Raw genomic sequence first — 20,860 nt, forward strand, 5'->3', positions numbered from 1 at the left:
ATCCGGGAGAGCTACTACTTAACCATCAAAAGCCATGAATATCTCCTGCTTCTCAAGTAATTTCATCCAGTGGGTGCCCCGGACAAGCAAGCGGTTTACGTTGGATGCCAGGCACAGCGTTCAACTGGATGGAAAAGCTCCCGAGTCTATTGGGTAGACTGCACCTGAAATTCTTTTATTAGCTCGAGTACTTTTTGTTTTTTATCTGGCCATTTTTCAATGACTTCGTTATTGATTGCTTTACAGTTTTCCGCAAGCCATGGGCCCAATTGCAATAAAACAGTAGGCGCTTTGATTTGCAGACAGGCAACAACCTGTTTTTGTGTTGTCTCTGTACATAAATTCCCTTCTTTAAAACAATCGCGCATCAATTCTTCCGTTAATAGTTGCCAGTTAGGTGGTGGTTCAACACCTAAAAACGATTTATTCATGAGTTGAGGTAAAGCAGTGGTGGAAAGCCATTGCAATTGCATCGGCTTAATGCCATTCGCACAAATATTTTTTTCGAAGGAAGTCTCAATTTCTCTGGCAATAGCCTTCAGTTTTTTTTCGTTTAAGCAACCTGCAGAAGCAGAGAGTAGTATATCCGAAGCAGCAAAAATGGGTAGAACAAGGAAAAATAACAGCAGCATCCCCAGTAATTTAATTTTAATATTGGTCACAGTTCTCTCCTTAGATCCTATCAATTACAAGTATTGCACAAAATCCTTAATAAATTTTGTCATTTTAAACTTTAACTTTTATCGTTGCTTTAGCCCTTTTTATCCATTATTGTTTTCTTTTATTCTGTCCTAAGCTATTAATATGGAAATTGATCTTATTGCCCTCGCGATTCCTGTTTTCCTACTATCAATGGCAATTGAGTATGTCCTTTCTATTGTCAAAAAAAAACCGCTCTATCGTTTGAATGATTTCACCAATAATCTTAGCTGTGGCATTCTTGAGCAGGTTGCTATGCTCCCCCTTAGAGGGCTATTGATTTTCAGTTACCACTATTTCTATCAACACTACGGCTTTTTTAAAATTGATCCTAACTCGGTGATGGCCTGGATTCTCTTATGGTTGGGTGTTGATTTTTGCTACTACTGGTTTCATCGTGCCAGCCATCGCTGCAATTTTTTATGGACAGGACATTCCGTGCACCACCAAAGTGAATATTACAATTTATCGGTTGCTTTACGTCAGGGGATTGTGCAAACACTGTGTTCCTGGGTGGTCTATTTACCCCTGGCATTGCTGGGTTTTCCGACATGGATGTTTCTAATCGTCGTGTCTGCCAATACTCTTTATCAATTTTGGATCCATACTCAACTCATACAGCGCATGGGTTGGTTTGAATTTATTTTCAATACACCCTCTCACCACCGGGTACATCATGGCAGAAATCCAGAATATATTGATAAAAATTATGCAGGAAGCTTAATTATTTGGGATAAATTATTTGGCACTTTTGTAAAGGAAACCATTCCTGCCGATTATGGAACCACTGAACCTCTTGCCTCCTGGAATCCTTTTTTTGCCAATATTAAAGTTCTTTATGACACCTATCTTTATGGTAAAAATTTACCGAGCTTGAGTAAGCGCATTTTAGCCTTCTTTATGCCCCCAGAGTGGATAATCGAGCAACTAAACAAATCGATAGCCGCCAAGCAAAATAATAATTCAAACGATATCCAGTACCCGGGTATGTACGTGCTTTTAAATTTGACCTTGATTATTTTAATGTCTGCTTACTATTTATTTTTTTTTCATTTAAACTTAACATTAAGTGGCGTATTAGGATTTTTTATCCTAATAACGCTTTACTTAGTGGGGATAGTGCTAAATCGTGGAGTGATTATCAATATTAAATATACGGAGCTCTTTCGCAGTTTTTTAATATTAATCATTTTCCAATTAATATTTCGACATTATATGACTTCTGTTATAGCAATGTGTCTATTTTTTATAATAAATATTCTGGCTTATAAAAAACGCTTTACTCCTGCTTTCCTTCCGTTAAGCATTAAAAACAAAACCCATATATCCCAGTAAAGACGATTTTGACTTCGTCGAGGCAGAAATAGCTCTGCCGAATATAGATAAAAAGCAAATCCATTTATAACTTATCCAATCGTAAAGATTGTTTAATTCTCCAGAATTCCTTCCAGGGGTCTTCCTTCAGCTTTTTCAGTCGTAAAGGCAAGGTATGAATAGTATAAAAGGTGTCATTAAAGTTGTCGGTTAGCTCATCCCAGTGAATAGGGGTGGCCACAGGAGCATGTAAGCGCGCGCGGGTGGAATAGGCACTAATGGCTGTAGCACCGCGTTGATTACGTAAATAATCAACAAATATTTTCCCCTTCCTTTTTTCTTTGGCCATATTGGTCACATAGGCTTTTGGATTTAGTTGTTCCAGGAACTCAACGAACACATGGGAAAAATTTTTTACCTTTTCCCAATTATACTCCGGCCGGATGGGCACAACAACATGTAGCCCTTTGCCACCTGTGGTTTTAACAAAAGAAGTTAGTTTAAATGCATCCAAATGTTTTTTCACTTCAAATGCTGCCTTCACAATCTCTTTCCAGGACACATCGATACCTGGGTCTAAATCAATCGTAATCATATCGGGACATTCCAACTTATCGATACGACTCCCCCAGGGATGAATTTCAAGTACTCCCATTTGCACTAAACTTAATAACCCTTCTTTATCTTTTAAATAAATGTATTCGTCGATGTCATCGTCAGATTTATTTTTAATAGGGATTGCATAAAGTGCTTTGGGCGTGGATTTGTAATAGTGCTTTTGAAAAAAGCAGTCTTCATAACTTTCAGGACATCTTACCAGTGTTAATGGCCTGTTCATCACATAAGGCAAGATAAAATCACTGATCTCATTATAATAATCAAAAAGATCCTGCTTGGTAATTTTGTCTTTTTTGTATAAAATTTTTTCAGGATTAGAGATAATCACCTTCCTCCTGAAGGATAGTGATTTTTTTTCAATTGCCTTCATAGGCATTTCCTCACGTTTTACTGTAGAAGCCAGTTTATCTTTTCTTAAACCTTTAAAGCTGGGATGTCTTAACTTCCCTTCAGACGTCCACTGACTAAACTCAATTTCTGCGACTAAAGTTGGCTTAACCCAGGTTGCTTTTTTTGCCTCAGGAGGAATAGAATTAAAAGGGCTTTTCTCACTGACCACTTTCTGTAATTCGGTATAGACTTCTTTTAATGAGGCTTGGGTAAAACCCGTGCCCACATTTCCTGAATAAACTAAGTCCCCCTCTTCGTTAAAAACGCCAAGAAAAAGAGAACGAAAATATTGTCGGGAACGTTGAGGGGGCAAATAACCACCAATAATAAATTCCTGACGTTGACTGCATTTGACTTTTACCCATGATTTGGAGCGCTTTTCAAGGTAGGTACTTTCGGCATGTTTAGAGATAATACCTTCTAAACCTAATTCACAAGATTTCTTAAAAACCTCTTCGCCATTACTGATGATGTGATCGCTATACCGTAAAGTTGAAGGAGCGGTTGCGAGTACTTTTGCGAGTATTTCTTTTCGCTGCAATAAGGACAAGTTTTTAAGGTTAAATTTTTCGTAGTAAAGCAAGTCAAAAATATAGTAATAGAAGGGATAATCTTTATCTCCTTTCATTGCATTTTGTAAACGTTGAAAATTAGACTGCTTTTTGTCATCCAATAAAGTCACCTCGCCATCAAATACGGCTCTTTCTACTGGTAAGGTTTGCAAAGACTTAATGACATTTTTAAATTTATTTGTCCAATCAATATGATTTCGTGACATCAGGCGAATAGAATGACCATCTTTAAAGGCAATAATTCGATAACCATCAATTTTTACTTCATGCAACCATTGCGAACCTTGTGGAGGTTTATCAACCAAGGTAGTCAGTTGTGGTGAAATGCTTTCTGGAAATGGGCTTATCTCGAGAGTGCTGGGAATTAACTTTTTTATTGCCTCCTTTACTTTTTTTTCTCACTAGTCTTTAAACCTTCCTTACTGCTCCAAATATTTTCATAATTTTCGGCAATCTCATCCAGAGATTGTTCTGTTGTCACACTATTAGGTTTTGCAAGGGTAATATCATATTCATCAAGTGGTTTAGCAAATTCATCCTTGTATTTTATTAAAAACCAGGCTTCATTTTCATTTTTAAACCGGATGAGGTCCCAGCGTCCTTGTAGCTTTTTTGCATGCAACTTAAAGCGTAAATGCCCCTTTTCATAGGCTTTGCGGGGATTTTCATCCAGGGACTCCCATTCCCCTTCATCCCAAAGCATTACGGTTCCACCACCGTATTCACCTTTGGGAATAATACCCTCAAAAGTACCATATTCAATGGGATGATCTTCAACATGCATGGCTAGACGTTTTACGGTTGGATCCAGACAAGGTCCTTTGGGTATTGCCCAACTTTTAAGCACCCCATCAAGCTCAAGACGGAAATCATAATGAAGACGGCTGGCCGCATGTTTTTGCATAACAAAACGATAATTTTCCTCTTGATGAATTTTTCCCTTAGGCTCCGGTGTTTTTTTAAAATTTCTTTTTTGATGATAGACATTTAACCCCATAGAGTACATTCCTTTTCCCTAGGCCTATAGCTAATTATAGTTGAGCTCCATGACAAAAAATTAAGTACAGGAAAGGCAAAATACTTTATTTCGAGCTAATCTCATATAACAGGTATTCCAGGAGAACATGATGAAACGACAAGGATCAGCACAATGGCATGGTGGTATTAAAGAGGGTAACGGGTCAGTTTCTACAGAAAGCGGTGTCCTGAACCACACCCAATATTCGTTTAAAACTCGCTTTGAACAGGATAAAGGAACCAATCCAGAAGAATTAATTGCAGCGGCTCATGCCGGTTGTTTTTCCATGGCTTTTGCTGCTCAATTGGAAAAAGAAGGTTTAAAAGCGGAAAAAATTCATACAACGGCTACAGTATCACTTGAAAAATCGACTACTGGTTTTTCTATTCCAGCGATTCATTTACACGTTAAAGCTAAAATACCTAACGTCAATGCAGAAGCTTTTCAAATTGCAGCCAATACCGCTAAAGAAAACTGTCCTGTATCCAGGCTTTTTAACGCTGAAATAACGATGGAGACGAGTTTGGAAAATTAACCTTTTTATTGCCTCACTGTGGGCACAGGTGAGGCTGACTCCGGTCTTTTAAATTCAAACTCGCGCAACACTTCTATTTTTCTTTCCTCCAGTTTCTGTTTAATCGGCTCTATAGCATTAGTTTCTTGTCTTCCTGCCAACTCGTTTAATGCATTAAGAATTTTGCCGCTTTTGGTTTCGGAAGTATCAAAGGTGCGTGGCTTATTAATAAATGCCAGGCATCCTGGCAAATTATAAATTAAGTTGAATTGCTCACTATGACCATTTTCCAAATCCACTGCTGCATTCAAGAGTAATTGTGTCTTAACAGCTTTCTCCAAGTGCGCAAGCAATGCTGGAGTAAATCGGGTGGGCGTCTTAAAAAAAGAATTGGTGATATTACTTAATGATTGGCCTAAGGGGCCAGTCAAAATTTTCATGTAAAAATCAAATAATTGTTGATTATCATGGAGGTTCAATACCGCATAGCTTAATACCCCAGCAAGTAACCGATAGGAAGAAACCTCATTATTGTGTTCTAACGCTGATATGGTTAACTCAGTAATAGCAAGAATTTTTTGTGAATCATTGAGTTCAGATAGTAAAACAACGCCATGTAATTTTTCCATTAATTTAATCGCTGCCTCGTCCGGTAAATTTTTACAATGAGGCAAACTATCATAAACAAATTCAATTAAATCGTTAACAGGGCGCGAATAGTGAATCACATACTTGGATAATTGCTCTAACAAATTGTGTGAAAAAATTTTTGCAAACTCTTCCTCACCACAATTCTCTACATAGTTTTTTGCTTCTTGCAGTAATTTTCCACCCTTTTCCCGGGCATCTCTGTAGCTTACTTCACTTAATCTTTTGCCCTTTCGAGTCACTGCAGGTTCTTTTTGCTTTCTCGTTAGATTTTCCAGCAAAAGATCACTTTGGCTCAATCTGAAGATTGCAGCCAAGGCAGGCGGAATATCCTCTCTGCCTAAGGTGACATATTTTGATTCACCTAGGGCTGTTTTTAAATGGTGAAAAACATTGCTACGTGAAAGAAAGGAGAGATGATCTACCACAAAAATACCACAGCTGACCCAATCAGTCTGAATCATGTTGGCAACTTTTTCTTTTGGTGTTTTTGCAAAAGGCCCTGCGGAAGGCACATTTACAAAATATAGGTATCCAGCATTCAAAAGACCTTCTTTATCTAAATTCACCAGATAAACCTGAAAAAATTGCCTTGCTTTAAAATCCATTACAGAATCCAGATTAAAAACAGCTAGGCCTGTTGATGTAATTACATTATCTACACAGGTCCAGTGTCCTCCAATAAGTACCGCCAATTGGAAACGTAATCCAACGGGTAATTTATTATGATTTTCCTTTAAGAACTTTACCAGCATTGCCAATTCTTCATTATGCTCGAGTGAATAATCTTTAAAATCTTCACTTGGCGTAAATTCTGTAGCCATATAATTAAAGGGTATTTGCTTCTTTAAGCGATTTTCAGCTTTGCGAGCCAAAATGACTTTCATCACCGATGTAGGCCATACTATTCCCTCAATACTTTCGGGAATTATATTTAAATTATAATTTGTACGTCGGATTGCTCTAATAATTTCACTTCGTGAAGAGTCAGATTTCTCTCTCATTTTTGCAGGTATATTACAATAGCATACCTTAAATATAATACATTGCGAGCAATTTGATTATTTTTAAAACAAGCAATCGGTTGCGATTTAATTTGAAACGGTTAATAACTTCTAGCCTGTAGATTAAACTTTCGGATCTGAGATAATATTTATGCTCAAACAAGAATTTAAGCAAAGGACATGCAATGCTAAATCCCCGGGATGTGAAAACCATCGATCATGCGAAACAAATTATTGAAGAGCGAAATCTTAGTCACATCAAGGTAGGAATCTTTGATATTGATGGTGTAATGCTTGGAAAATACATGAGTCGCAACAAATTTTTTTCGGCTCTGGAACAAGGTTTTGCTTTCTGTGATGTAATTTTAGGGTGGGATTCTAAAGATAAACTCTATGACAATAGTCAGTATACTGGGTGGCATACCGGGTATCCTGATACACCCGTCCGAATTTTACCACACACCTGCCGTGAATTAATTTTTGAAAATAATCAGCTCTTGTTTCTGGCGGAATTTGCCAATCATGCTGAGGCAATATGCCCTCGTGCCGTGTTGCGGCGTACCATTGAAAAAGCGGCGATGCTGGGATTTGATGCCTATGCAGCTTTAGAATATGAATTTTTTCTGTTTAATGAAACACCAGAGAGTATCCGCAATAAGGGCTATCGCGATTTACAAACCCTTACTCCTGATTTTTTTGGCTATTCAATTATCCGTAATACAGTACATGCGGAATTATATCACCAGATTCTCAGCATGGGAGAGATCATGGATTTTCCCCTGGAAGGGCTACATGCTGAAACTGGGCCGGGCGTTATTGAGGCAGCTCTTGCTGTTGATAAAGCAGAGGCTGCTGGTGATAAAGCAGCATTATTTAAAACCTTTATGAAAATACTGGCGCAGCGAAATCATATCATGGCCACCTTTATGGCCAAATGGTCGCCTCATTATCCGGGACAAAGCGGACATATTCATCTTTCTTTACGTCATAACAATGACTCGCGCTCAGCCTTTTATGATTCATCCATGCCTTACAACATGAGTAAAATTCAGCGACATTTTTTAGCAGGGCAGCAAAAATTAATGCCGGAATTTCTGGCGATGGTTTCCCCCACAGTAAATAGCTATAGTCGTTTAATTCCAGGCTTTTGGGCACCTACGGATGCGACTTGGGGTGTGGAGAACCGGACTACTGCATTACGTCTCATACCTGGCAATGATAAATCACAGCGCATTGAATATCGATTAGGCGCGGCAGATGCTAATCCCTATTTAGCCTTAGCTGCGGCTTTGGGAGCAGGTTTATATGGAATAGAACAGGAGTGGGAACCTGAAGACCCTGTTAAAGGTAATGCCTATGAGCAACGCCATAAAGAAGAGTTTGCCTTGCCACGTACCTTATGGGAAGCCGCTCAACGTTTTAAAAACTCAGAAGCAGCCTGCGAATTGTTCGGTAACGATTTCGTGAAACACTTTACCGCTTCTCGCGAATGGGAAGAACGTGAGTTCCGCCGTCATATCACCGATTGGGAATTGGATCGTTATTTCGAGATTATTTAGTGGATTAAAAATGAACAGGATATTGAGAACTTACTCGCCAATTGATGGTTCCATTTACGTGGAGCGCTCTTATGCCAATCAAGCAAACATTCAAGCTGCGCTATCCAAAGCCAAGACAGCACAGCAACAATGGCGCTTCACCCAACTAGCGGAACGCGAAAAATTTTGCGCTGCCGCCATCGATGCTCTGGTTACCAACAAAGAGGCAATTGCAGAAGAAATCTGTTGGCAAATGGGTAGACCCATTCGATATGCTCAAGGAGAGATAGCAGGTTTGGAAGAGCGTGCTCGCTATATGATTGCCACCGCCTCACAAGCCCTAAACCCAATTCGCCTACCCTTTAAAGAGGGCTTTTTACGGTATATTCAACGTGAACCAATAGGCGTGGTTTTTGTTATTGCACCTTGGAATTATCCCTTTTTGACTGCAGTGAATGCCATTATTCCTGCAATGATGGCTGGAAATACTGTATTGCTTAAGCATTCTACACAAACACCGCTCGTTGCCGAACGTTTTGCAGAAGCCTTTAAAACCGCAGGGTTACCAGAGGGTGTTTTTCAATACCTGCACTTAACTCACGAAGATACTGGAAACGTAATACAATCATCGCAAGTTAACTCTATCGCCTTTACCGGTTCTGTAGAAGGTGGCAGAATGATTGAGCGAACAGCAGCAGGACGTTTTCTGCCTGTTGGGCTTGAGTTAGGCGGCAAAGATCCTGCCTATATACGCTCTGATGCAGATTTGGATTATGCGGTTGAAACAGTGATCGATGGTGCTTTTTTTAATTCGGGCCAATCCTGTTGTGGCATTGAGCGCATTTACGTCCACGAGGATATTTATCAACCTTTCTTAAATAAAGCAGTTGCATTAATTAAGCAATATAAACTTGGCCGTCCTGACGATCCAGAAACCACCTTAGGCCCACTGGTGCGAGCTTCTTCTGCCGATTTCGTTCGCGAACAAATCAAGGAAGCTCTCTCACAGGGTGCTATTGCCCATATTGATACGGAAAATTTTGCTATGGATAAACCTGGCTCAGCTTATATGGCACCGCAACTTTTAACACAGGTTAATCATCGAATGCGCATTATGAGGGAAGAATCCTTTGGTCCCGTAGTAGGTGTCATGGCAGTTGCCAGCGACGAAGAAGCCATTAACTTAATGAATGACAGCACCTATGGGTTAACTGCGGCAGTGTTTACTGAGAATATTGATGCAGGTATTGCCATTGGTGAACAAATAGAGACAGGTACTTTTTTTATTAACCGTTGCGATTATCTTGACCCAGCGCTTGCCTGGACCGGGGTAAAAGACTCAGGTCGTGGTTGCACTTTATCCTCTATTGGCTATGAGATGTTAACCAGACCTAAATCTTTTCACATCAAAACGATTACTTAAGGAATGAAAATATCATGATTAATCATTTGCAAGCAAACTGGAATTACCCTACCTCAGTACGTGTGGGAGCTGGACGTGCTGATGAATTGGCACAGGCTTGCACCACATTGGGCATAAAGGCACCTCTTTTAGTCACCGATCCTTTTTTATCTACTTTGCCGATGATTGATAAAGCACTGCAACAATGCAGAGAAGCTGGATTACGCATTGCTTTATTCTGCGACATAAAAGGCAATCCAACCGGTGAAAATATTACTCATGGTGTTTCCGCTTATCATCAAGGACAGCATGATGGCGTCATTGCTTTTGGTGGTGGCTCAGCATTGGATACAGGAAAAGCAATTGCACTCATGACAGGGCAAAATCGGCCATTGTGGGATTTTGAGGATTGTGATGACAATTGGACACGAGCCAATAGTACTGCAATCGCACCTATTATCGCTTTACCCACTACAGCCGGAACAGGCTCAGAAGTTGGACGCGCGTCAGTAATTACCGATACCGAACAGCAAATCAAGACAGTTATTTTTCATCCAAAAATGTTGCCAGCCATTGTTATTTTAGATCCAGAGCTAACCGTTGCATTACCTGCTGCAATTACCGCCGCCACAGGAATGGACGCCTTGTCTCATAATCTGGAAGCCTATTGCGCCACACATTACCATCCCATGGCAGAAGGCATCGCCGTAGAGGGAATGCGATTGATTAAGCAATTTTTACACACGGCGGTAACTAATGGGCATGATCTTGTAGCCCGCACACAAATGCTAGTAGCCTCTGCAATGGGAGCAACGGCCTTTCAGCGGGGTTTAGGTGCCATGCATGCACTAGCACATCCACTTGGTGCTATCTATGACATTCATCATGGACGGTTAAATGCCATTTTGATGCCTTATGTGCTTCAAGCTAATCGCCCAGCGATTGAAAATAAAATTGCGAGGTTAGCTGCTTACCTGCAAATTGATAAGGGATTTGATGGTTTTTTTGACTGGGTATTAAAATTGCGCAGTGATTTGGGAATAGAGCATTGTTTAATGGATATAGGTATAGACGATAGCCAAATAGACCGCATTGCGAAGATGGCTATAGACGATCCTTCCTCCGAAAGTAACCCCATCCCCTTTAACGAGCTGGACTATACTAATATTTTAAGAGCATCCTTAAAAGGTGAGGTTCATTTTCATCTTAAACATGCGACTTTTGCATAGAGGTTTAAAATGAACATTGGCATTTTGCTGTGCGATTTGGTTAAAGAGCCATTTCATGAAACGCATGGACAATATCCACAAATGATTGCAACACTGCTCCACCAAATTGATTCCACACTTCAATTTTCTATTTTTGATATCCGACAAGGCCAATTGCCAGACAGTATTCATACAGCAGATGCTTATTTAATTAGCGGTAGTCGTCATTGCGTTCATGAGGATTTACCATGGATACGTAAGCTGGAGGAATTTGTACTTTGTTTGCATCAGGCGCGAAAAAAAATTGTAGGTATTTGCTTTGGTCATCAACTCATTGCCAAACTTTTGGGAGGAACAGTTGTCTCAGCACCCAAGGGTTGGGGAATTGGCGTCTCTACCAACAAGGTTATTCAACGAAAATCATGGATGGTGCCTGCATTAGATACTCTTAATCTTATAGTTAGCCATCAGGATCAAGTGATTGAATTACCCTTGGAAGCAGAGGTTCTCGCCAGTAGTGACTTTTGTCCTGTCTATATGATGCAAATCAATAACCATCTTCTCACCATACAGGGACATCCTGAATTTACCAGAGCTTACTCTCAAGCATTGATTGAGGATAGAAAAGCCCTTTTCGGAGATGAATTAGCAAACCAAGGATTAATTTCCCTACAGTTACCCGTGGATGATATTGTATTTGCCCAGTGGATGGTTAATTTTTTAAAGGGTGAAAAATCGGATACTTCTAGCAAGGTATCGCTATAATTATAATTTCCCAAGATTAACCCTTACAATCATATCATCTTCTGCTTTAGGAACACCTCGACCATCCCTATTGTTGGTGGCTATATAAAATAATTTATCGGGGCCTACTTTTATTTCTCTTAGCCGTCCAAGCTTACCCTGAAAATATTTTTTCAGTTCTCTGGTTTTAAGATTAAAGGCATAGAGGGTTCTACCACGTAAACCACAAAAATAGAGCGTGCTTTGAAACACCTCCGCGCCTGAAGGAGCCCATGTCGCATTACCACTTTCCAATAGGGGTTTTTCTATACCCTCTTTGGTTTCCTTACCAGTCACCAGGGGCCAGCCATAATTTTTTCCTGGTTTAATTAAATTAATTTCATCATGAGCCGAGGGGCCATGTTCAGTCGCCCAGAGTTGGCCAGTTTCATCCCAGGCGATTCCTTGTGGATTCCGGTGTCCGTAAGAATAAACTGGCGAATTGCTGAAAGGATTGTCTTTTGGAATAGAACCGTCATCCTTGAGTCGCAAAATTTTTCCGGCCAATGAATTTAAATCTTGAGCGTCCTGCGGACGTTGTGCATCACCGGTTGTAATATAAAGATATCCATCAGGGCCAAAACGTATTCTGCCCCCATCATGAGTGGATGCACCGGGAATTTTATCAAGGATCACAGTCGCATTGCCAAGCACATCCTCGTTAAGTTCATAACGCACGACTTTATTAAAATATTCATCATTAGTCTGGTAAGTGTAATAAAGATAGACGTAGTGATTACTTTTAAAATTCGGATGAACTACAAGACCTAACAGGCCACCTTCACCTATTGGTGCTACCTCATCAATGCGTAGCAATTCTCTTTTATGTTGTTCTCTCAGATTGATAAGAGACACGATCCCTGCTCGTTCAGACATTAATAGGTTTTGATCAGGCAGGAAATCAATTGCCCAAGGCACGTTGAGGTGGGCTGCAACAACGGCAGTGAGTGGTTGATTTGTTTGCAGTGCTGCATTCGCACGACTACCATTGGCTTTTGGCAATGGATTCATGCGTTTTCCTAAAAACTCCCACCACACGAAAATAAGCGCCAGAACAATTATTAGTAGAAATAGCAATAAACCTAATTTTGTTTTATTCATTTTTCAAAATTTTTTTATTTTTCCTCCACTATGAAACTTTTATTTTTATTTAACAAGCCTTGGAATAAACAATTCTATTTATATGACGAGAAATAATAAATGGCACTCTTAAGGTATTGAGGCTACTAATTTAAGGGCTTACCTGTTAGAGAGTGTTAAAATTAGATTTAGTCTCTATATCATCCAACTCTGTAAAAGTTTCATTAGGCTGCTCTTTGTATTGCAAAGGAATATTTTTTTCAGGCTCACAAAAAAAACAACTGAACAACCTACCTTTAGTGTTTAAGGCTGACTCCAGAGCCTTGGGGGTTGAGTTTTCATGAATTTCTAATTCGTATTGTTTAAAAAGTTCATGCTCAACAAGTGACACTGCCTGTGTAATCGATTCAATGACGAATCTTGAGCAAAAACTATCTTGAGAATACTCTTTGGACTTGGATGCGGGATCATTTTTTACTTTTTTTCCTGAATAAATGAGAGTTTTTAACCCTTCGACCAAAGAGTAATTATCAATTTTTCGGCTACTTTTGCTCGCTGCGACTACAGCAAGGAAACTGGCAAAATTAGGATTATTGGGTCTATAAACCATAAAATCAGGCTTTTGTTTATCACGGTTGAACATCTCATCCAATTCTTCACACAGATAACCATTCGATGCTGGAGAAACGTGTGCAATCAGAATTTTACCATTCAGATTATGTCCGAGACACAAGGCTGCATGTACAGTATCGTTTTGGCCAAGCTCTGCCTTATTAAAAATCTCACCAAAACGGATTAGCTGTTGCGAAACAGTAGGCGATTTATAGGCTTTAAAAAGGAGTATATCGCCTTTCTTCAATTCTGAATTGTACATGCATTAGCGACTAGAGTTAGTATTTTTTTATTATAAATGATTAAAATTAAGACAAAATTAAGCGTGGAATGGGAGTCTGAGAAAATAAGGCAGCTATTAAGGGTACTTACACAGAGACTATAGATTAACTATTGTAAAAAAATTTGCATAAAGCGGCTGGACTTGAAAGATTCAGCAACAATGAAATTACTACTGGCTACAATGTCCCTTTAACTCCTGAAGTAACTGTTTTGCTGCGTCCTGTTCGGCTTTACGACGATTTGAGCCCTGTCCTACCGTGAGTTTTTTAATACCACTCACCTTGCAATTCACATAAAATACTTGTTCATGCTCTTCACCTTCAACTTTAAGTAAGGAGTACTCAGGAAGCGGTTTTTTATGGGCTTGTAGATATTCTTGCAGCTGAGTCTTTGCATCTTTTAAATTGTCGTGCAATGTTTCATCTTCGAGACGAGAACGATACAAATGAATTACCAACTCTTTACTAGCTTCAACTCCTCCGTCTAAAAAAACTGCAGCTATAACCGCTTCCAAAGCATCAGCCAAGATAGATGCACGACGAAATCCACCACTTTTCAATTCACCTTGTCCGAGAAATAAATAGTCACCCAATTCAATTTCAGTAGCGATCTCTGCCAGTGTTTCGCCCTTGACCAGAAAAGCGCGAAGTCTGCTCAATTGCCCTTCAGTTTGTTCAGGAAATTCTAAAAATAAGGCATGAGCTATGATAAAGCTCAATATAGAATCACCCAAAAATTCATAGCGCTCATTATTTAAACTCCCGGCACTACAATGAGTTAAAGCCTGCTTTAACAGCGCAGGATTTTTAAATTGATATCCCAAGCGTCGGCAAAGACGCTGTAAATCACTTGAACCCAAAATTTTACCTCTATTTAATAGCTTATTTGCCAGATGGCTTATCTTAAATCCATGCTCTTATTAATGAATAATATGACCTATTCTTGACCAGCGAATACCGTCTGTTCTTCCATTCCAACTCATCCACACCAGAAACGCTTTACCGCGCAAGTATTCATCAGGGGTAAATCCCCAGAAGCGACTGTCAGCGCTATCATCACGATTATCACCCATCATAAAATACTGACCTTCTGGAACTACCACCTCAAAATCATCAGCCGGAACATCAGGACGAATGTAAATATTATGCTCCACTCCATTCAAGTTTTCCCGATACTTGGCAACAGCATGACCCGAACTTTCATCCGTTGTATATTCAATAAAAGTCTGCTTCATTTCTTTTCCATTAATAGTCAGCACCTTATTATGGTAGCTAACCTTATCCCCAGGAGCCCCAATGACACGCTTAATATAATCATAACTGGGATCTGGAGGCCAACGAAATACGGCTACATCACCCACCTTCGGATTAGAAATGGGCAATATTTTTGTTTCCAATACAGGAAGCCTTAATCCGTAGGCAAATTTATTGACAGCAACGAAATCACCAACGAGTAAGGTTGGTTCAAGTGAACCTGAGGGAATACGAAACGGTTCAACTAAAAAGGAACGCAAGAGCAAGACAAGAATAAACACAGGAAAAAAAGAACGAGAATATTCAATAATGCGTCCAGGTTTTTGACCAGGCTTTCTTCTTTTGGCAAAAAAAAGAACATCTAATAAGTAAATAATACCACTGACCAAGGAAAGAATAACCAGCAAAAGAGCAAAATTCATAGTCTAAAAATTCCTATTGATAACTTATATTCAATACCCGCTTAAAAACAGAAACCAATGTTCTTCATGGTATGAGGCACTATTTTTTTCTCTCCGTTTGAAACACAGCCATGAATGCTTCCTGTGGAATTTCTACATGTCCGACCTGTTTCATTCGTTTTTTACCCGCTTTCTGCTTTTCCAACAGTTTTCTTTTTCGGGTCACATCTCCGCCATAGCATTTTGCGGTTACATTTTTACGCAATGCTTTTACGGTCTGGCGAGCAATAATGTGATTGCCTAATGCCGCCTGAATGGCTACATCAAACATTTGTCTTGGGATTAATTCTCGCATTTTATCAACCAGGGCTTTTCCACGACTGTAAGCATCACTGCGATGAACAATGACAGCTAATGCATCAACGCGTTCGCCATTGATTAATACATCCATTTTCACCAAATCAGCTTCCTGAAAACGCAAGAAATTATAATCAAGTGATGCATAACCACGACTTACTGATTTTAAACGATCGAAAAAATCAGAAACCACTTCACTCATCGGTAAATCATAAGTGACAGAAACCTGGCGGCCACTGTAGGTCATGTTGACTTGTACACCACGGCGATCAATACATAAGCTAATAATTTGGCCTAGATAATCTTGTGGCACCAGAATATTTGCCCGCACTATAGGCTCAAACATTTGCTTAATTTGCTGAGGAGGCGGTAGTTGCGACGGATTATCAATCATCAAAGTATCACCTTTGGTGGTCACTATTTGATAAACCACCGTAGGCGCTGTGGAAATTAAATCCAAATTATATTCACGTTCAAGTCTTTCCTGGATAATTTCCATATGCAACATACCAAGAAAGCCGCAGCGGAATCCAAAACCTAACGCTTCAGACGACTCTGGCTCATAAAACAGAGAAGCATCATTTAAACTAAGCTTAGCCAGTGCTTCACGAAATGCCTCAAAGTCATCCGCACTAATTGGGAAAAGCCCCGCATACACCTGCGGTTTAACTTTTTGAAAACCTGGCAAAGGTGCCGAAGCCTGATTTTTCTCAAGCGTTAATGTATCTCCAACAGGAGCACCTTGAATATCCTTAATACCAGCAACGACATAACCCACTTCACCCGCCTGTAAAATATCAAGTTTTGTTCGTTTGGGTGTAAAAATACCTACCTGATCCACTTCATACGTTTTACCAGTAGACATTACTCGCATTTTATCGCCTTTTTTAAGTGAGCCATTGGCGATACGAACCAGAGAGACAACACCTAAATAACTATCAAACCAGGAATCAATGATTAAGGCTTGTAAAGGTGCATCAATATTACCTGTAGGGGGCGGAATACGAGCAACAAGTGCTTCCAACACATCTTCTACACCAAGACCACTTTTTGCACTGACACGAATAGCATCTTGTGCCTCAAGACCGATGATATCCTCAATTTCTGCAATGACTCGCTCTGGCTCTGCCTGAGGTAAATCAATTTTATTAAGCACAGGCAGAATTTCCAAAGACTGATCAATAGCAGTGTAACAGACTGCAACCGTCTGTGCTTCTACTCCTTGAGCTGCGTCAACCACAAGAATTGCCCCTTCACAAGCAGCAAGTGAACGTGAAACTTCATAGCTGAAATCCACATGTCCAGGCGTATCAATAAAATTTAGCAAGTAAGTTTTGCCGTCACGCGCTTTATATTTTAAGGAAACACTTTGGGCTTTGATTGTAATACCTCGCTCGCGCTCGATATCCATGGAATCAAGCACTTGATTAGCCATTTCCCGATCAGACAATCCTCCACAAATTTGAATAAACCGATCAGCTAAAGTCGATTTACCATGGTCAATGTGGGCAATAATAGAAAAATTACGAATTTGCGTTAAATCGCTCAACTGAAAAACCTGGTAATAAAAATTAGGCTATTTTAGCTGAATTATTGGCATCCAGAAAGTATCTTTCGTAAAGGTACAAATATATCTAAAGCGAAGAGGATTAGGATTTCAGATTATCTGATGGCATGATAGGTGGTGGGATACCCCCTCTTAAGCTTCCAAATAGCAAAAGCAACTCAACATCAATCGACGATTTTTGCTACCTTTACCTTATAGGAATAAAGTCCTCCTCTCGTGAATGCTGTTGTTACTCAAGCTAAGGCGTCTCAAATTCACTCGGCTGATCGTTGTGATTGGTGATCGCTTCTCTTGTGGGTGCTTTTAGGAGCCCTTAACTTTTTCTTCCTTCTTCTTAATGATGGTATCGCATTGTTCTAAAAGTTCCGGATCTTGTTCATTTTTGGGCACATATTGCTTGTAGTCTTCAACCGCCTGCTGCCTTGAGAAGATCTCATATTGCTTATATTCCCGCTGTCCCTCTCTCAAGCCCATTGTTCTCACAAACCAGTCATGAACCGCCGTTTTAATATTCGCATAAAAACAAATAGGTGCTTTGAAACATTTGCAGACTAATAATTTTTCGGGATTGTTTTCTTTCCTAAAGCTTGATTGAGTAGTTTTGGGTAATTCCTCGAAAATGATAGTTTTGGCTTCCTTTGCTTCTGCACATTGAGCCTTCATCAGTAGACTCAAGACCGCTTTTATTTGGGTTTCATCTGCTTTAAAACGTAGATTAGCAATAGGAATGTTTCCTTCATCCCCTATCGTCTCAGCCCAGGCACCACGTTCTGCGATGCTTAGAACCATGTCAGATCCCTGTCTCTCGATCGTTACACCAACAGTATGTTTACTATGGCCTGAGTGAGTTAACAAGGGTTTACCATGGAGTAAATCTTTAGTAACATCATCAATATTCGCGATAATATCGTTGAGCGACCGGTAATTATTCAACAGCTCGATAATTCTTTTATACTCTTTTTGTTTGCTTTCTCCGCGGCCTGCAGCGAATTGAGTTAATGTTTGCTGCAGGAAAGGAATGACATCTTGTGCGAAGCCACCGGCAAGAGATACAATGTCAACACCTTGCTTCTGAATTGACTCTTTAATTTTTTCTCCGCCAAACACATAATATAATTGTTTTTTGGCTAAAAAATTGCATAAAGAGGTTTCATCAATTTGAAATTCTCTAGGCATCTGGCGATTAAATTCTTTTATTCTTTCCTTGGCTGCACTTAGTGAACCCAAGTAATTGTTTTGAAAAACTCTGGCGGGTGTATCTTCATAGGTACTTCTCTAATTTTTGTAAATACTACCTGCTACCTCTGGAGAATAGGATAAGAGTAGACTTAGTAACTTAATATTGCCACATCCTGCAGCAATGTGGAGTGGAGTCTCGCCCTTCATATTCTGACTCTCCACACTTGCTATGATAACCTCTCGGGTTTGCGCATCTTTAAGCATTTTCTCTACAAAAGAGACACTATCAGGGTGCTTGGCAAGTTCGTGCAGCCAAGTATTTCTGTTGGCTTGATTGGCTATGTTAATTGCGAGAGAGTCAATCTGCGTAAGGAATAACGCTAGGATATCGAAATGCCCTTGTCTTGCTGCGAGAGACAAAGGCGTATCCAAATTTTCACCCGAAGAGTCTGAAGCGCATGGTTTATAGAGCAGTTCCACAGGTATTACTTTTGTGGCATTAATTTCCTGTATAAAATGATAATCACCTCGCATAACCGCTTGATAAAGCGGTGAAGGTCCTTTGGGATATCTAGTGGCAAATGTCTCCAACTCCAACAAAATTTTTTTAATTGCTTTGCTTGCCATAGCTTCATCCCATGGGGTTTCATGATAGGTTTTATTAGGCTGTTCCCAAAACTTCCCAGTTTTATCATGTTGATAACAAATGCCAATGCAATGCTTAATGAGATCAGGTTCTGCAGAGCGAATAATCTTATGAAGAAGCGTATCACCAGCTTCATCAAGATTCATGATGTGGTCATAACTAAGCATGTTTTTTTTTGCCAGCACTCTTAGCCATTCAAAATGTTTATTGTTTGCAGCAATGTGAAGAGGGGTGAGGCCTGAGTGATTTTTTTCTAGTAGTAAGCTGGAATCATCTAAATCAGCCAATACGCCGGGATTGTTCGCTTGAGCACTCTCAAATAACTTCTCTTTCATAGATGGTTAAAAGCAATACATATGATGTAATAATAGCATAATTGAATAAATGGAATTCTACTGTTTTACAGATGAGAAAATGGAGCTTTGATAATGCTTTCACATTAGTGACTACCTAAAGAGGTGTAGAGGTCCAGGTCTTTCTTTTTTGAGAGCGGAGGAAATTGATCTGATTCAGAAAATCACATAAAGCATTTAATATCTATCTTCGCTTCACGGAATTGACCACAGTAGCGGATTATGAGAATTTGGGGCTAAGTTGAAGTAAATTTTTGCTGATATTCATTGCCAAATTAGCTAAAAATACGGATGATCGTCTGTTTGCAAATGCGGGTTTGCCGTTGACTTTTTTTTGTACTAAACTCAATATTTCAATTACATGAGGATAACTAATGCGACGATTAATCACGCTCTGTTTGGCCTTGATTACATTTACAATTTGTGGCGTTCTGCAAGCTGAGCCCGCATTTACCCAGCGAAAAGATGTTCAGCGTTTTATCAATGAGATGGTGCAACAGCATGGTTTTAATAAAGCAGAACTGACTAAAATCATGAATGAAGTCCAATTGCAACCTCAGATTATCGAGTCTATGGAAAAGCCTTATGAAAAGAAAACCTGGGATGTTTATAAGCAAGTATTTTTAACCCCGGAACGTGTTCAGGGTGGGATTCAATTTTGGACAGCCAATCGTGAGCTTCTCGAAAAGGCAGAAAAAGAGTATGGAGTACCCGCCAACATCATCGTTGCAATTATAGGTGTCGAAACACTTTACGGTAAAAATCAAGGCAACTACCGTGTTATTGATGCTTTATCCACCCTCGCGTTTAATTATCCAAAGCGTTCGGCCTTTTTTACCAAGGAACTGAGTGAATATTTACTCCTTTGCAGAGAGCATCATGTCTCTCCTACTGAATATATGGGATCTTATGCCGGCGCTATAGGAAAACCCCAATTTATGCCCAGCAGTTACCGTTATTATGCAACTGATTTTTCCGGCAATTCTAAAAAAGATTTAATCAATGATAATGAAGCTGTTATTGCCAGTGTCGCCAACTATTTTAATAAACATGGTTGGCAAATGAATCAAGGAATTGCTCAACCCGCAAAGGTCCAAGGCAACGCCTATAAAAAAATTAATACCAGTTACAAAACAGCAGCTTACCAATGGCAACAATTAGCTGCAGCAGGTGTAAAACCGCTTACCGCCTCCTTGCACAGCCCTTCAAAAGTGGGCTTGATAGAGTTAGCCACTCAATCTGGCTCAGAATATTGGCTCGCCTATCCTAACTTTTATGTGATTACCCGCTATAATTCAAGTCCTCAATATGCCATGGTGGTTTACCTCTTGTCGCAGCAATTGAAACTGCAATGGGCTGCAGCGAATGTTGGCAAAAAATACGCCTACGTGTAAGCTTGAATCTTTAACTAGGGTTGAATTG

General features: G+C 39.7%; 18 protein-coding genes. 7 read left to right on the forward strand and 11 right to left on the reverse strand.

What is annotated here, in order from left to right:
- Positions 1 to 146: 146 nt before the first annotated feature.
- A complete protein-coding gene (locus tag clem_RS09985) occupies positions 147 to 662 on the reverse strand; it encodes a hypothetical protein (protein ID WP_094091421.1) in 516 nt (171 codons plus the stop codon).
- A gap of 142 nt (positions 663 to 804) precedes the next feature.
- Here clem_RS09985 and clem_RS09990 point away from each other — a divergent pair, with 142 nt between their 5' ends.
- Positions 805 to 2,034, forward strand: coding sequence for a sterol desaturase family protein (locus clem_RS09990; protein ID WP_094091422.1), 1,230 nt, complete (start codon positions 805 to 807; stop codon positions 2,032 to 2,034).
- A 64-nt stretch (positions 2,035 to 2,098) separates the two neighbouring features.
- Here clem_RS09990 and ligD read toward each other — a convergent pair whose 3' ends face one another.
- Entirely contained in the window at positions 2,099 to 3,898 is a 1,800-nt protein-coding gene (gene ligD / locus clem_RS09995) for a DNA ligase D (RefSeq protein WP_198333108.1), read from the reverse strand.
- A gap of 80 nt (positions 3,899 to 3,978) precedes the next feature.
- Complete coding sequence (locus tag clem_RS14995; protein WP_198333109.1) at positions 3,979 to 4,590, reverse strand: DNA polymerase ligase N-terminal domain-containing protein; 612 nt, start codon at positions 4,588 to 4,590, stop codon at positions 3,979 to 3,981.
- A 127-nt stretch (positions 4,591 to 4,717) separates the two neighbouring features.
- Between clem_RS14995 and clem_RS10000 the strand changes: the two genes are divergently transcribed.
- The gene (locus tag clem_RS10000) at positions 4,718 to 5,146 is read left to right on the forward strand and encodes an OsmC family protein (protein ID WP_198333111.1); all 429 of its coding nucleotides are present in this window, start codon (positions 4,718 to 4,720) and stop codon (positions 5,144 to 5,146) included.
- A gap of 5 nt (positions 5,147 to 5,151) precedes the next feature.
- On the opposite strand, the gene clem_RS10005 is transcribed toward clem_RS10000, so the two are convergent.
- Positions 5,152 to 6,777 carry a hypothetical protein gene (locus tag clem_RS10005; RefSeq protein ID WP_094091424.1) on the reverse strand — a complete coding sequence of 542 codons (1,626 nt, stop codon included), beginning with the start codon at positions 6,775 to 6,777 and terminating at the stop codon, positions 5,152 to 5,154.
- A 185-nt stretch (positions 6,778 to 6,962) separates the two neighbouring features.
- Between clem_RS10005 and clem_RS10010 the strand changes: the two genes are divergently transcribed.
- From clem_RS10010 to clem_RS10025, 4 genes are read left to right on the forward strand one after another with little or no spacing between them, the layout of a single operon-like run.
- On the forward strand, positions 6,963 to 8,336 hold the full coding sequence (locus clem_RS10010; RefSeq protein WP_094091425.1) for a glutamine synthetase family protein: 1,374 nt from the start codon (positions 6,963 to 6,965) through the stop codon (positions 8,334 to 8,336).
- Positions 8,337 to 8,346: 10 nt separating this feature from the next.
- Positions 8,347 to 9,738 carry an aldehyde dehydrogenase family protein gene (locus clem_RS10015; protein ID WP_094091426.1) on the forward strand — a complete coding sequence of 464 codons (1,392 nt, stop codon included), beginning with the start codon at positions 8,347 to 8,349 and terminating at the stop codon, positions 9,736 to 9,738.
- A gap of 14 nt (positions 9,739 to 9,752) precedes the next feature.
- On the forward strand, positions 9,753 to 10,946 hold the full coding sequence (locus clem_RS10020; protein ID WP_094091427.1) for an iron-containing alcohol dehydrogenase: 1,194 nt from the start codon (positions 9,753 to 9,755) through the stop codon (positions 10,944 to 10,946).
- A 9-nt stretch (positions 10,947 to 10,955) separates the two neighbouring features.
- On the forward strand, positions 10,956 to 11,690 hold the full coding sequence (locus clem_RS10025; protein WP_094091428.1) for a glutamine amidotransferase-related protein: 735 nt from the start codon (positions 10,956 to 10,958) through the stop codon (positions 11,688 to 11,690).
- Here clem_RS10025 and clem_RS10030 read toward each other — a convergent pair whose 3' ends face one another.
- The 7 genes from clem_RS10030 to clem_RS10060 form a co-directional block, all read right to left on the reverse strand.
- Entirely contained in the window at positions 11,691 to 12,809 is a 1,119-nt protein-coding gene (locus tag clem_RS10030) for a PQQ-dependent sugar dehydrogenase (RefSeq protein ID WP_232505452.1), read from the reverse strand.
- Positions 12,810 to 12,954: 145 nt separating this feature from the next.
- A complete protein-coding gene (locus clem_RS10035; protein WP_094091429.1) occupies positions 12,955 to 13,662 on the reverse strand; it encodes a hypothetical protein in 708 nt (235 codons plus the stop codon).
- A 189-nt stretch (positions 13,663 to 13,851) separates the two neighbouring features.
- Positions 13,852 to 14,541, reverse strand: a complete 690-nt coding sequence (gene rnc / locus clem_RS10040; RefSeq protein ID WP_408606869.1) for a ribonuclease III — start codon at positions 14,539 to 14,541, stop codon at positions 13,852 to 13,854.
- A gap of 60 nt (positions 14,542 to 14,601) precedes the next feature.
- Positions 14,602 to 15,357: a signal peptidase I gene (gene lepB / locus clem_RS10045; protein ID WP_094091431.1), complete on the reverse strand. Its 756-nt coding sequence runs from the start codon at positions 15,355 to 15,357 to the stop codon at positions 14,602 to 14,604.
- Between the two features lie 79 nt (positions 15,358 to 15,436).
- Complete coding sequence (lepA, locus tag clem_RS10050) at positions 15,437 to 17,242, reverse strand: translation elongation factor 4 (protein WP_094091432.1); 1,806 nt, start codon at positions 17,240 to 17,242, stop codon at positions 15,437 to 15,439.
- A gap of 321 nt (positions 17,243 to 17,563) precedes the next feature.
- Positions 17,564 to 18,436 carry a hypothetical protein gene (locus clem_RS10055; protein ID WP_094091433.1) on the reverse strand — a complete coding sequence of 291 codons (873 nt, stop codon included), beginning with the start codon at positions 18,434 to 18,436 and terminating at the stop codon, positions 17,564 to 17,566.
- Positions 18,437 to 18,535: 99 nt separating this feature from the next.
- Positions 18,536 to 19,420, reverse strand: a complete 885-nt coding sequence (locus clem_RS10060) for an ankyrin repeat domain-containing protein (RefSeq protein ID WP_094091434.1) — start codon at positions 19,418 to 19,420, stop codon at positions 18,536 to 18,538.
- Positions 19,421 to 19,812: 392 nt separating this feature from the next.
- Between clem_RS10060 and mltB the strand changes: the two genes are divergently transcribed.
- Positions 19,813 to 20,832 carry a lytic murein transglycosylase B gene (gene mltB, locus clem_RS10065; protein ID WP_094091435.1) on the forward strand — a complete coding sequence of 340 codons (1,020 nt, stop codon included), beginning with the start codon at positions 19,813 to 19,815 and terminating at the stop codon, positions 20,830 to 20,832.
- Positions 20,833 to 20,860 lie beyond the last annotated feature (28 nt).

Source organism: Legionella clemsonensis, from assembly GCF_002240035.1.
GTDB classification, from domain to species: domain Bacteria; phylum Pseudomonadota; class Gammaproteobacteria; order Legionellales; family Legionellaceae; genus Tatlockia; species Tatlockia clemsonensis.